The sequence below is a fragment of the Aquibium carbonis genome (assembly GCF_003970795.1).
GTDB classification, from domain to species: Bacteria; Pseudomonadota; Alphaproteobacteria; order Rhizobiales; family Rhizobiaceae; genus Aquibium; species Aquibium carbonis.
On record NZ_RWKW01000124.1, the window covers coordinates 1 to 12,408 of the forward strand.

Annotated in this window: 14 protein-coding genes; 11 read left to right on the forward strand and 3 right to left on the reverse strand. The window is 66.7% G+C overall.

Features of this window, described 5'->3' with window-relative positions; translation table 11 throughout:
• Nucleotides 1-353 precede the first annotated feature (353 nt).
• Nucleotides 354-1,052 carry a corrinoid protein gene (locus EJC49_RS23800; protein WP_126702421.1) on the forward strand — a complete coding sequence of 233 codons (699 nt, stop codon included), beginning with the start codon at nt 354-356 and terminating at the stop codon, nt 1,050-1,052.
• A 19-nt stretch (nt 1,053-1,071) separates the two neighbouring features.
• Here EJC49_RS23800 and EJC49_RS23805 read toward each other — a convergent pair whose 3' ends face one another.
• Nucleotides 1,072-1,188 carry an entericidin domain-containing protein gene (locus tag EJC49_RS23805; RefSeq protein ID WP_425358844.1) on the reverse strand — a complete coding sequence of 39 codons (117 nt, stop codon included), beginning with the start codon at nt 1,186-1,188 and terminating at the stop codon, nt 1,072-1,074.
• A gap of 43 nt (nt 1,189-1,231) precedes the next feature.
• Between EJC49_RS23805 and EJC49_RS23810 the strand changes: the two genes are divergently transcribed.
• The 7 genes from EJC49_RS23810 (at nt 1,232) to EJC49_RS23840 (ending at nt 8,476) form a co-directional block, all read left to right on the forward strand.
• Complete coding sequence (locus EJC49_RS23810; RefSeq protein ID WP_425358842.1) at nt 1,232-1,888, forward strand: DUF1638 domain-containing protein; 657 nt, start codon at nt 1,232-1,234, stop codon at nt 1,886-1,888.
• 239 nt (nt 1,889-2,127) lie between these two features.
• On the forward strand, nt 2,128-2,790 hold the full coding sequence (locus EJC49_RS23815; protein ID WP_126702423.1) for an exopolysaccharide biosynthesis protein: 663 nt from the start codon (nt 2,128-2,130) through the stop codon (nt 2,788-2,790).
• 120 nt (nt 2,791-2,910) lie between these two features.
• Nucleotides 2,911-3,213: a virulence factor gene (locus EJC49_RS23820; RefSeq protein WP_126702424.1), complete on the forward strand. Its 303-nt coding sequence runs from the start codon at nt 2,911-2,913 to the stop codon at nt 3,211-3,213.
• Between the two features lie 92 nt (nt 3,214-3,305).
• Nucleotides 3,306-4,274 carry a methyltetrahydrofolate cobalamin methyltransferase gene (locus EJC49_RS23825; RefSeq protein WP_126702425.1) on the forward strand — a complete coding sequence of 323 codons (969 nt, stop codon included), beginning with the start codon at nt 3,306-3,308 and terminating at the stop codon, nt 4,272-4,274.
• A gap of 79 nt (nt 4,275-4,353) precedes the next feature.
• Nucleotides 4,354-6,378 (forward strand): ASKHA domain-containing protein, encoded by a 2,025-nt coding sequence (locus tag EJC49_RS23830; protein ID WP_126702434.1) that lies wholly within the window; start codon nt 4,354-4,356, stop codon nt 6,376-6,378.
• Nucleotides 6,379-6,490: 112 nt separating this feature from the next.
• The gene (locus EJC49_RS23835) at nt 6,491-7,462 is read left to right on the forward strand and encodes an alpha/beta hydrolase (RefSeq protein WP_126702426.1); all 972 of its coding nucleotides are present in this window, start codon (nt 6,491-6,493) and stop codon (nt 7,460-7,462) included.
• A gap of 75 nt (nt 7,463-7,537) precedes the next feature.
• Nucleotides 7,538-8,476: an alpha/beta hydrolase gene (locus EJC49_RS23840; RefSeq protein ID WP_126702427.1), complete on the forward strand. Its 939-nt coding sequence runs from the start codon at nt 7,538-7,540 to the stop codon at nt 8,474-8,476.
• A 13-nt stretch (nt 8,477-8,489) separates the two neighbouring features.
• Here the strand turns inward: EJC49_RS23840 and EJC49_RS23845 are convergent, their stop codons facing one another.
• Nucleotides 8,490-9,389: a LysR family transcriptional regulator gene (locus tag EJC49_RS23845; RefSeq protein WP_126702428.1), complete on the reverse strand. Its 900-nt coding sequence runs from the start codon at nt 9,387-9,389 to the stop codon at nt 8,490-8,492.
• A 123-nt stretch (nt 9,390-9,512) separates the two neighbouring features.
• On the opposite strand from EJC49_RS23845, the gene EJC49_RS23850 reads away from it, so the two are divergent.
• From EJC49_RS23850 to EJC49_RS23860, 3 genes are all read left to right on the forward strand, one after another.
• Nucleotides 9,513-9,692, forward strand: a complete 180-nt coding sequence (locus EJC49_RS23850; RefSeq protein WP_126702429.1) for a hypothetical protein — start codon at nt 9,513-9,515, stop codon at nt 9,690-9,692.
• Nucleotides 9,693-9,991: 299 nt separating this feature from the next.
• Nucleotides 9,992-10,129 carry a hypothetical protein gene (locus EJC49_RS23855; RefSeq protein ID WP_126702430.1) on the forward strand — a complete coding sequence of 46 codons (138 nt, stop codon included), beginning with the start codon at nt 9,992-9,994 and terminating at the stop codon, nt 10,127-10,129.
• Between the two features lie 213 nt (nt 10,130-10,342).
• A complete protein-coding gene (locus EJC49_RS23860; protein ID WP_425358843.1) occupies nt 10,343-11,347 on the forward strand; it encodes a GlxA family transcriptional regulator in 1,005 nt (334 codons plus the stop codon).
• Nucleotides 11,348-11,357: 10 nt separating this feature from the next.
• On the opposite strand, the gene EJC49_RS23865 is transcribed toward EJC49_RS23860, so the two are convergent.
• Complete coding sequence (locus EJC49_RS23865) at nt 11,358-12,215, reverse strand: DUF1194 domain-containing protein (RefSeq protein WP_126702432.1); 858 nt, start codon at nt 12,213-12,215, stop codon at nt 11,358-11,360.
• Nucleotides 12,216-12,408: the final 193 nt, after the last annotated feature.

Genomic DNA, 12,408 nt, shown 5'->3' on the forward strand with positions numbered 1-12,408 from the left:
CGCCGGACCGCGCCGCACGCCGCGCCGACGCGCCGCCGCGATCGCCACGCCCGCGCCGCGCCGTTCCAGCCGCTTGGTCGACCGCCAGATTCTCGTCCATGGGTTCGCTTCCCGACATGAGTTCAGGCCGGTTTCCGGCCATTGGCCCGGATCGTAGTGATGGGCCATCGGCGAACCGTCCCGGCAACGCCAAGGACTGTCGCAAAATCGACACCATCGCATGATGATTTCCAGTCGCTTTCGTCGCGTCGCAAGTCGCAAATCGACTATGCCTGCCCTGCCCTTGCCGAATACACATTGGCCATTGTCCAGGGGCGTCATCACATGCCCCGAAGCATCCTCTGGAGCCCAAGATGTCCGACGACGAAATCATCCTTTCCGAACTGTCCGACGACGAACTCGTCCAGCAGATGCACGACGATCTCTACGATGGCCTCAAGGAGGAGATCGAGGAGGGAACCAACATCCTGCTCGAGCGCGGCTGGGCGCCCTACAAGGTGCTGACCGAGGCGCTGGTGGAAGGCATGCGGATCGTCGGCGAGGATTTCCGCGACGGAATTCTCTTCGTGCCGGAGGTGCTGCTGTCGGCCAACGCCATGAAGGCGGGCATGTTCATCCTGCGCCCGCTGCTGGCCGCCACCGGCGCGCCCAAGCAAGGCAAGATGGTGATCGGCACCGTCAAGGGCGACATCCACGACATCGGCAAGAACCTCGTCGGCATGATGATGGAAGGCGCCGGCTTCGACGTCGTCGACCTCGGCATCAACAATCCGGTCGAGAAGTATCTGGACGCCATCGAGCGTGAGAAGCCGGACATTCTCGGCATGTCGGCGCTGCTGACCACGACCATGCCCTACATGAAGGTCGTGATCGACACGCTGAAGGAAAAGGGCATCCGCGACGACTATGTCGTCCTCGTCGGCGGAGCGCCGCTGAACGAGGAATTCGGCAAGGCGGTCGGCGCGGACGCCTATTGCCGCGACGCGGCGGTGGCGGTCGAAACCGCCAAGGAATACATGCGCCGCAAGCACAACCAGCGCGCCAACGCCTGAGCCGGCGCGCTGCGGCCGGTCAGTTCGCCGCTTTTACGACGTTTGCGCCGGCATTCTGGGTGGCGTCGACCGTGTTCGCAGTGTCGCGACCAATGCCGCGAATGGTGTTGGCGCAGCCGGTCGTGGCAAGCGCCATCACCGCCAGCAGGGCAAGGCGCGAAATCAGGGAGGCGGACATTTTGGGAGGTCTCCTGGAGAGGGTTGGCTCGATACCGAGCCAAGGTCAACGCGCCGATGCCGATAAGGTTCTCGTCATCGCCTGCGGCATGATCGCCCGCGAAGTTCTGGCGGTGAAGGAGCGGCTCGGCCTGGCCCATCTCGAACTGACCTGCCTGCCGGCCGAATTTCATTTCCATCCCGATCGCATAGCGCCGGCCATGGACGCGGCCATCGCCAAGGCGAAGTCGGACGGCCACGAAAACATTTTCGTTGGCTATGCCGATTGCGGCACCGGCGGGCTGCTCGACCGGGTCTGCGAGAAGCACGGCGTCGAACGCATCGACGGACCGCACTGTTTCGCTTTCTACCAGGGCATGGCCGCCTTCGAGGCGATCGGCGATTCCGACATGACCACCTTCTACATGACCGACTTCCTGTGCCGGCAGTTCGACGCCTTCTTCATGAAGCCGCTCGGCCTCGACCGGCACCCGGAACTGGCGAAGGATTATTTTGGGCATTATGAAAAGCTGGTCTATCTCGCCCAGACCGACGCGCCGGACCTGGAAGAGGTCGCGGTCCGCGCGGCCGGCATGCTGGGGCTTGCCTACGAGAAGCGCAGAACCGGCTATGGCGATCTCGAACCGGCGCTCGCCCGTGCGGCGGCCGGTCCTCGCTGAGCCTTCCCGGCGCCTGCCGACATTCCACGAATAAGCCCGAATCCGGGGTGAAGCTTCTGCTTGCCCGCGCGCATTCTGCCCGGATGCGTCGGCACTCATCCACCGGTGCGACAGCCGATGGCTCGACGCGGGCGTTTTCCGCTGGCGCAAGCTGTCATCAAGGATTAACGGCCATTGTTGCATATGCGGCCGGGGCAAGGCGCAAGCGCATGACTTTGATGCCGGCGCGGGGACGAGACATGGACGGACACGACGAGACGTGCACGCCGGAACTGGCGGGCCGGCGCCAGCCCCGGCGCCTCTCCGACCTGTTTGCCCAGCTGTCGAAAGAAGCCGAAGGACCGATCACGGTCGGAACGATCCGCGATGCGCTCGGCGACCGCTCCTTCGCCACGCTGCTCGTGTTCTTTTCCTCGCTCAATCTCCTGCCCCTGCCACCCGGCACGTCGATCTTCCTCGGCATCCCCATCGTCATCGTCGCAGCACAGATGGTGCTCGGCTACGACACCGCATGGCTGCCGGCTTCGCTCCTGTCGAAGTCGATCACGCTCGAGCGGTTCCGTGCCGGCTCGGCGCGGGTCGTGCCGCTGCTCCAGCGGCTGGAACGGCTGGTGCGCCCGCGCTACTGGCCGTTCTGGCGATACCAGGGCGACCGCGTCATCGGCATCATCGCCCTGATCCTCGGCATCGCCGTCGTGCTGCCGGTGCCCCTCGGCAACTGGCTTCCCGCCTTCGCCTCGGCGCTCGTCGGCCTCGCGCTCTCGGAACGGGACGGGATTCTCTTCGGCATCGCGGTCGGAATCGGCATCACCTCCATCGCCATCATCGTGGCGGTGGTGGTTTCGGCCGGCGCGGTGCTGAACCTGCTGTGGGAAACCGCCGGCATGCACCACTGGTTCTGACGCCGGCGCATTCCTGTCCGTCTTGCGACGTCGCTTTTGAAGGCCCCCACGTCGCCGCATGAGAAGCGGGGATCGCCATGTTCCGGCACATCTCGTCGTAGATCCTGTGGAGCAAGGCCAATGGCCGAACTGATCGTCGTCTACTGGCGGGACATCCCCGCCCAGATCATCGTCAAGAAGGGCCGGGCCACGGCAAAGCGCGAATTGTCGCTTCGCTTCACCGAAGCCATCGACATGGCGGCGATGCGGTCGGGCGCGGCCGAAAGCGGCGCCTATCTCGAGGAGTGGCGCAAGGCCGCCCCCGTGCCCGTCGGCGACGACCTGGAAGCCGAGGCCGACAAGGCGGCGAGCGCCATCGAGACCGACTACGACCGCGACAGGCTCGTCGCTCTCGCCAAAGCCGGCGGCCGCGAGGGCGGCTGATTACGGCGATCGGGCACGCCGCTCCCCGTCTGCCCCCGACCGCATCCCATCCAGACCTTCCATCGCGTCACGGACGCCCGGAGAACTCAGACATGACCCGCACCATCGTTGCCTCGGCGTCCCGGGAAATCATCATCGGCTTCGACCAGCCCTTCTGCGTCATCGGCGAGCGGATCAACCCGACCGGGCGCAAGAAGCTCGCCGCCGAGATGGTGGCCGGCAATTTCGAGACGGTCATCAAGGATGCTCTGGAGCAGGCCGCCGCCGGCGCCACCATGCTGGACGTCAATGCCGGCGTCACCGCCGTCGACCCGAACGCGACCGAGCCCGAGCTTCTCGTCCAGACCCTGCAGATCGTGCAGGGCCTGGTGGACCTGCCACTCTCGATCGACAGCTCCGTGACGGCGGCCATCGAGGCCGCTCTGAAAGTCGCCAAGGGCCGCCCCCTGGTCAACTCCGTCACCGGCGAGGAAGACAAGCTCGAGGCCATCCTGCCGCTCTGCCGCAAATACGACGTGCCGGTCGTGGCGATCTCCAACGACGAGACCGGCATTTCGATGAACCCCGACGTGCGCTTCGCGGTCGCCAAGAAGATCGTCGAGCGCGCCATGGACCACGGCATCAAGCCGGAGGACGTGGTGGTCGACCCGCTGGTGATGCCGATCGGCGCGCTGGGAGATGCGGGCCGACAGGTGTTTGCGCTGTTGCGGCGCCTGCGCGAGGAACTGAAGGTCAACACCACCTGCGGGCTATCGAACGTCTCCTTCGGCCTGCCGCACCGCCACGGCATCAACGCCGCCTTCATCCCGATGGTGATCGGCGCGGGCATGACCTCGGCGATCATGAACCCCTGCCGTCCGCAGGAGATGGAGGCCGTTCGCGGCGCCAACGTGCTGAACGGCACCGACAAGGACTGCACCAACTGGATCCGCACCTACAAGGACTACAAGCCCGGCGAGCACGCCGCGCCCGCGCCCGTGCAGGTCAACGCGCCCGGCGACGGCAGCGCTGGCGGCGGACGCCGTCGGGGCGGACGCGAAGCGCGGATGGCGCGGGGGTGACGGGACTGGTGGTGCGAGCGAAGCGAGCCTCGAAGGACGCACTGAGTTGACCACACCCACCGATCCCCTCGTCCTGTTCATGCCCTCGGGCAAGCGCGGCCGGTTCCCGGTCGGCACGCCGGTGCTCGACGCCGCGCGTTCGCTCGGCGTCTATGTGGAAAGCGTGTGCGGCGGACGGGCGACCTGCGGCCGCTGCCAGGTGGAGGTGCAGGAAGGCCATTTCGCCAAGCACAAGATCGTGTCGTCCAACGACCACATCTCGGCCCGCGGCGCCAAGGAAGAGCGCTACGACCGCGTGCGCGGCCTGCCGGAGGGCCGCCGCCTGTCCTGCTCGGCCACCATCCAGGGCGACCTGGTCATCGACGTGCCGCAGGACACGGTGGTCAACGCGCAAGTGGTGCGCAAGTCGGCGATCGACCGGATCATCGAGCGCAACCCGGCGGTCCAGCTCTGCTATGTCGAGGTCGACGAGCCAGACATGCACAAGCCGCTGGGCGATCTCGACCGCCTCAAGGTCATGCTCGACCGCGACTGGGGCTTCGACAACCTGCTTGTCTCGCAGTATCTCATACCCCAGGTTCAGGGCATCCTGCGCAAGGGCAGCTGGGCCGTGACGGCGGCGATCCATCGCGACCTGGAAGCCTCGAGGCCCAACATCATCGCGCTGTGGCCCGGCCTGCACAACGAAGCCTACGGGATTGCCTGCGACATCGGCTCCACCACCATCGCCATGCATCTGGTGTCGCTCCTGTCGGGACGCATCGTCGCCTCGTCGGGCATGCAGAACCCGCAGATCCGCTTCGGCGAAGACCTGATGAGCCGCGTCTCCTACGTGATGATGAACCCCGACGGCCGCGCCCAGCTGACCAAGGCGGTGCGCGACGCGGTCACGGAGCTGACGCGCAAGGTCTGCGCCGAAGGCGGCGTCGATCCCAACAACGTTCTCGACGCGGTGATCGTCGGCAATCCGATCATGCACCACCTTTTCCTGGGCATCGACCCGACCGAACTCGGCCAGGCGCCCTTCGCGCTCGCCGTCTCCGGCTCGGTCCACACCTGGGCGAGCGATCTCGGGCTCGGCATCAACACCGGCGCGCGCATCTACATGCTGCCCTGCATTGCCGGCCATGTCGGCGCGGACGCAGCCGGCGCGACGCTGTCGGAAGGCCCGCACCGGCAGGACCGCATGATGCTGCTCGTCGACGTCGGCACCAATGCCGAAATCGTGCTCGGCAACCGGAACCGCATCGTGGCCGCCTCCTCGCCGACCGGCCCGGCCTTCGAGGGCGCCGAGATTTCCGCCGGCCAGCGCGCCGCGCCCGGTGCGATCGAGCGCGTGCGGATCGATCCCGCGACGCTGGAGCCGCGCTTCAAGATCATCGGCTCGGACCTGTGGTCGGACGAGCCGGGCTTCGACGCCGACGCCGAAACGCTCGGCATCACCGGCATCTGCGGCTCGGCCATCATCGAGGTCGTCGCGGAGATGTTCCTCTCCGGCATCATTTCGGAGGATGGCGTCATCGATGGCGCGCTCGCCGCGCGCAGCCCGCGCATCCGCCAGACGGGCCGGACGCATTCCTATCTGCTGCACCAGGGCAAGCAGGAGATCTCCGTCACCCAGAACGACGTGCGCGCCATCCAGCTCGCCAAGTCGGCGCTCTATGCCGGCGTGAAGCTCTTGATGGAAAAGCTCGGCGTCGACCATGTCGACACGATCAGCCTGGCCGGCGCGTTCGGGTCGTTCATCGATCCGAAATACGCCATGGTGCTCGGCCTCATCCCCGACTGCGACCTTTCGGAAGTCAAGGCGGTCGGCAACGCGGCCGGCACCGGCGCGCTGATGGCGCTGCTCAACCGCGACTATCGCCGCGAGATCGAAAAGACGGTGCATCGCATCGAGAAGATCGAGACGGCGCTGGAGCCGCGCTTCCAGCAGCATTTCGTCAACGCCATGGCGCTGCCCAACAAGGTCGACGCCTTTCCGCACCTTGCCGCCGCCGTCACCCTGCCAGCCCGCGCCACCACGGTGGACGGCGCAACGGGCGATTCGACGCCGCGCCGCCGCTCGCGCGAGGAACGAGACGCACGGCGGAACCGAAACTGAGGCGACGCGTTGCCGGGAGCCATCCCGGCCTCGCCAGCAAGATGCTCCCTGCAGGGCCCTTGACGACCGGCCCGGACGGTCCTTCACTGGGAACCGGAGGGATCGAAAGCCCATGCCGAGCCTGAAAAGCAGACTTGTCGGCCTCTACCTGAAGCTCACGCGCAAGAAGGCGTTCTCGAGCGCCGAGGAACTGCATCGCTGGATCGCCCGCGACCGGCTACGGCGCGATCACCGCCCGCCGCCGGCCATCGCCCTGCGCCACTCGATCGAGCAGCGCGTGATCGACGGCTGTCCCGTCTACGAAATTCCGGCGCGGACGCGGGGCGCGGGTCATGTGATCTATTTCCATGGCGGCGCCTTCTGCTTCGAGATCACGCGCTACCACTGGCAGCTGATCGCGGACGTCGCCCGCCGCACCGGCGCCCGCGTCACGGTGCCGATCTACCCGCTGGCGCCCGAGCACGACTTCCACGCCATGTTCCGGATGGCGATGGAGACCTACCGCGCGGTGCTGGGCGAAACCCCGGCAAGCCAGGTCGTGTTCATGGGGGATTCGGCCGGCGGCAACATGGCCGTGGTGTTGACCATGCTGGCGGCGCAGAGGCGCCTGCCCCTGCCCGGCCGCCACGTGCTGATTTCGCCCGGCCTCGACATGACCGCCAGGGACGCGATGGTGGAGGCGGCCCTCGACGATCCATGGCTCGACGTGCCGGGCGGCATGGAGGCGATCCGCCTCTATTGCGCCGGCCTGGATGTCGCCGACTGGCGCATCAGCCCCCGCCATGGCGACCTGTCGGTGCTGCCGAGGACCCTGGTCTTCTCCTCGACCCGCGATCTCCTGCATTCCGGCACGCTGGGCTTCGTCGAAGGCGCGCGCGCGGCGGGGGTGGACGTCGAGCTCTTCGTCGAGGAAGGCATGTACCATGTCTGGCCGCTGATCGAGACGATCGAGGCGCGCCGCGCCCGCGACCACATCGTCGCCTTCCTGCAACGAGGCACGCCGGTGACACAGCCGCGCAGCCGCGGAAAGGCGGTCGTCGCCGCGCCTGTCGGAACCCGCCCTGGACCGACGCTCCCCGGTTGACCGGGACCTCCCGTCGCGGCAAGTCTCCCCCGCCGCGCCCGCAAGGGTTGTCGCGGATCGCGCCGGGGACGAGACATGCCGAGTTTCAAGAGCCACCTCTTCGCCTTCGTGCTGAAGCACACGCGCAAGAAATCCTTCGCCTCCGTGGAGGGCATGCACGCCCGCCTGAAGGCTGCGCGCGCGACGGAGGATTTCCGTCCGCCGCACAAGATCGCCCAGCGGATGGACATCGCCGAGCGCAGGGTCGACGGCATGACGGTCTACGACGTGCGGCCGAAGGCGGGCGCGACGGGCCTGCGGATCGTCTACCTCCATGGCGGGGCCTACCTGTTCGAGATCACCGCCCACCACTGGAAGCTGATCGCGGAAATGGCGGAGCGGCTGTCCGCGCAGGTGACGGTGCCGATCTACCCGCTGGCCCCGGAGGCGAAAGCCGAACGCATCCTCGGCGCCGGCATGGCGCTGTACCGCGACGTGGTTGCCCAAGCCGCCGCCGACACACTGGTGCTGATGGGGGATTCGGCAGGCGCCAACATGGCGCTGGTGGTGTCCATGATGGCGGCGCGGGACGGCTTGCCGAAGCCGGCCGGCCTGGTGCTGATCTCGCCGCCGACGGACCTGTCGCTAGCCAATTCCGCCATCCACGACGTGGAGAAGTTTGATCCCTGGCTGGGCGTGCCCGGCGCCGAGGAGGCTACGCGGCTTTATGCCGACGGCATCGACCATGCCGACTGGCGCATCAGCCCGCTCTACGGCGACCTGTCGGTGCTGTCGCCGATGCTGTTGCTGACCGGCACGCGCGACCTGCTCAATCCCGACACGCATCTCTTCGCCGCCCGGGCCCGGGCGGCCGGCGTGCCGGTGGAGGTTCTGGAAGAACCGGGGCTGTTCAACGTCTGGCCCCTGCTCGACATGCCCGAGGCGTATCGGGCCCGGGACAGGATGGTAGCGTTCATCCGCGACTTTGCGTTGGCGTCGGACAAGGCTGACGACACAAGGATCGCCGCCCGCTGACCGGCGCGACCGGTCAGAACCGGCCGGTCTCGCGAAAAACCTCGAATGTCGCGCGGATGTGATCGGCGGCGGCGAGCACCGGAGCCGTCGCATCCGGCGTGACCAGCATGGCGATGTCGTAGGTGCCCATCTCCGGCAGGCCGCTGTCGGGGCCAAGCACCACCACGTCGCCGCCGACGAAGGAGCGAGGCAACGGCGCGACCGCGAGATCGGCGAGGATGGCGGAGCGCTGTCCGGCCGTGTGAGCGCTCATGTAGGCGACGCGGTAGTTGCGGCCGATGCGGCCCAGCGTCTCCAGCGCGCTCGAGCGCCAGGCACACCCCTCCTCCCAGAGCGACACCGGCAAGGGCTCGCGCAGATGCGCGCTTCCCCCCTTGGCTCCGCCCCAGACGATGGGCTCCGTCAGCAGAACCTCGGCCTCCGGAACCCGCGACTTGTGCGAGCACGTCATCAGCGTGATGTCGAGCCGACGGTCCTCCATCCGGCGACGCAGGTTCGAACTCTGGTCGATCACCACGTCGACGGCGATCGATGGATGCGACTGCGCGAAGCGCTTCAGGACGATCGGCAGCACGCGCTCGCCGAAATCGTCGGGCGAGCCCAGCCGGACGACGCCGGTGATGTCGGGGACGACGAATTTCGCCACCGCCTCGCGATTGATCGCCAGGAGCCGCCGCGCATAGCCGAGCAGCACTTCACCGTCGGTCGTCAGCGACACCGAGCGCGCGTCGCGGTTGAACAGCGTGCGGCCCAGCTGCTCTTCCAGCTTCTTGATCTGCATGGACACCGCCGACGGGGTGCGGAACACCGCGTTAGCCGCGAGGGTGAAGGAGCCGGTATCGGCGATCGCCACGAAGGTGCGCAGCACATCCAGTTCCAGCAGCGGCAGGGGATGATTGAGGGGCGCGGTCACCGATCGTCCTCCGTTCAATTTCTCTGACTGTAAGCGTCATTCCATTTCGTTTGATTGAACTCAAGGCAGCGCCGATAGTCAAGCCGTCGACCCCCGGGAACAACGGAAAAGGAGACTTCGGACATGTCGATCCTGACAAGCCTTGGCAGCATCGCCCAAACCTGGCGCCATTGGCGGCTCGCCACCCGTACCGAGCGGGCCGTAGGAGCCCTGCCCTTCGACATTCGCAAGGACATCGGATGGCCGGCCCGGTATACCGCCGAGATCGGCCGGCATCCCGCCGACGACCATTTCGGCCGCTGATTCATGGCGGCGGCACAGGGTCGGCGTCTTTTCGGCGCCCGCCCTGTCGCGCCAGCGACGCGGCGTTTTTGCATGCCGCAATTGAACGGAAAGCATAACGCGGCCGTTTTTACTGTCATCTCCCTGTTTTTTTGAGGTTTTTCGTCGAAGCGGCTTACTTTGCGCATGTCGCATTTTGTGCTTTGCGCTTCGCATTTCCTGCCTCCGAAGCGAGCAGCGAAGCCTATATGGAGGGCAATACGCGCCGCCCCACTCCAATGCGCGAAGGCAGAGCCGTCCAACAGCATGGAGTTACCCCGATGAAGTTTCTCGTTCGCATGTTTGCCCGCCGCCCTTCCAACCTGACGACCGCTCTGGAGCGCCAGCGCCTGCAGCGCACCATGCCCGGCCAGACCGGCGCGCTCGCTGCCGCCCGCCTAGGACATTCGCTCGGCTGAGAGCCGCGCGCGGGGGCTTCCCGCCACTCGTCACGCCTCGCATCGCGCCCGCATGGCCCTGCCCTGCGGGCGCCTGTGCGAGAGGGACAGAGAAGCGGTAAATTCTCGTTGTCCGGCGGTCGATCCCGTTGACACGGGGCCTGCATCCGGATGACACTTTCGCAATGATGGCATGACGGTCCGACAACAAGAACACAGCCATTAGCGTGGGGCATGCACGTGAACGCGAAAGCATCCGTAAAGCGATCGATCGTCTTCTTCCTGGTTCCCGACTTCACCATGGTGGCCTTCGCCACGGCCATCGAACCGTTGCGGATCGCCAACCGGATGCTGGGATTCGAAGCCTATCGCTGGCGGCTGGCGAGCGCCGATGGACGCCCCGTGAAGGCGTCGAACAGCGTGGAATGCGCCGTCGACACCTCGCTGGACGACGAGCGCCGGAAGCTCGCCGGTCCTGACCGGCCATCCATGGTCGTCGTCTGCTCCGGCATGAACATCGAGAGCTATGCCAACAAGTCGGTGTTTGCCTGGCTGCGCGAGGAATACAATCGCGGCGTGGCCGTGGGCGGATTGTGCACCGGCGCCCATGTCCTGGCGTCGGCCGGGCTGCTGTCCAACAAGCGCTGCGCGATTCACTGGGAAAACCTGCCGGGGTTCTCGGAGAAATACCCCAAGGCCAACGTCTTCGCCGACCTTTTCGAGGTCGACCAGAACGTCTTCACCTGCGCCGGCGGCACCGCTTCGCTCGACATGATGCTGAAGCTGATCGGCGACGATTTCGACGAGACCACCGTCAACCGGATCTGCGAGCAGATGCTGACCGACCGCGTTCGCAGCCCGACCGACCGCCAGCGGCTGCCGCTTCGCGCGCGCCTCGGCGTGCAGAACGCCAAGGTGCTGGCCATCATCGAACTGATGGAGGCTCACCTGGCCGAACCGCTGTCGCTGGTCGAGATCGCCGACGCCGTCGGCCTGTCGCGGCGGCAGATCGAACGGCTGTTCCGGCAGGAGATGGGCCGTTCGCCCGCCCGCTACTATCTAGAGATCCGGCTCGATCGCGCCCGCCACCTCCTTGTGCAGTCGTCGCTGCCGGTGGTGGAAGTCGCGGTCGCCTGCGGCTTCGTCTCGGCGTCGCATTTTTCGAAATGCTATCGCGAGCTCTATGCCCGCTCGCCGCAGCAGGAGCGCGCCGACCGCAAGCACATGCTGGCGGCCTGAGGCTTCGGGTTCAGTTCTCCCAGTAGCGCTGGCGATTCTGCCAGATTCGTTCGCCGATCAGGCAGTCGTATCCCGGCGTGGACTGCGCCAGCACGACCGGCGGCCCCTTGACCGGGCCAAGCGTCGGCGCCGGCCATGCGGGCTGGTCCATCGCCAGTTCGAGCACGAGCTTTCGCCGGATCGCCTCGGGAAACTGCGACCAGTCGTTGACGGGGATGACGAAGGCGCCCGGTCCGCCGATGACGCAGTTCTGGTAGTAGACATCGAGGTCGTTGACGTCGAAGCTCGACGCGAAGCCGCCGCTGGTCATCAGCGGCAGGCCGTTGATGGTGATGCCTTTGGCGGTGATGGCATCGCGGGTCTCGGCCACCGGTTCGCCCTGGTTGTTGGGTCCGTCGCCCGACACGTCGATGACGCGCTTCAGCCCGCGATAGCCGCTGTTGTCGAAGAGCCTGTCGGCATAGAGAAGCGCGCCCGAGATCGACGTGCGCCGGGCGCTGCGCGGCGGGCTGGCCGTCATCTGCGCCACGAAGGCCTGCGCCTCGGCCTCGCTGGATATGCGGGTCCAGGGCACGACCACATGCTGCATGAAGTCGCCGGCCCACTCGAAATAGACGACCGCGATCTTGCCGTGGACGCCGTCCTTGATCGCCCGCATCACCTGATCGTGCACGAGCGCGGCGGCATACCCGTCGCGCTGGAGCTCGAGTTCCATCGGCGACATGGAGAGCGAGACATCGACGGCCAGCACCAGTTCGACGTCGACGACCTCGTCGTCTTCGGGGTGGGTCTGTGCCGCCAGCGGCGCGGCCACGAGGAACGCGCCGACCAAGCATGCGGCAGCGAAGAGGATCGGATGCCGTGACATGAGGTGAATGCTAACACGATCCCCGCGCGACGCCGTTCACCTTTTCATGAACGGGTGCCGAGATGTCGACGAATCGATGTTACACGTGCGCAGGAGCCTGGGACTTGGCGAGGGCGAAGGCGGCCACGGCCGGCGGCGACTGCCGGGCGACGGTGACGCTGGCCGCCACGCCGCCTGCCGCCTCGCCGGCGCC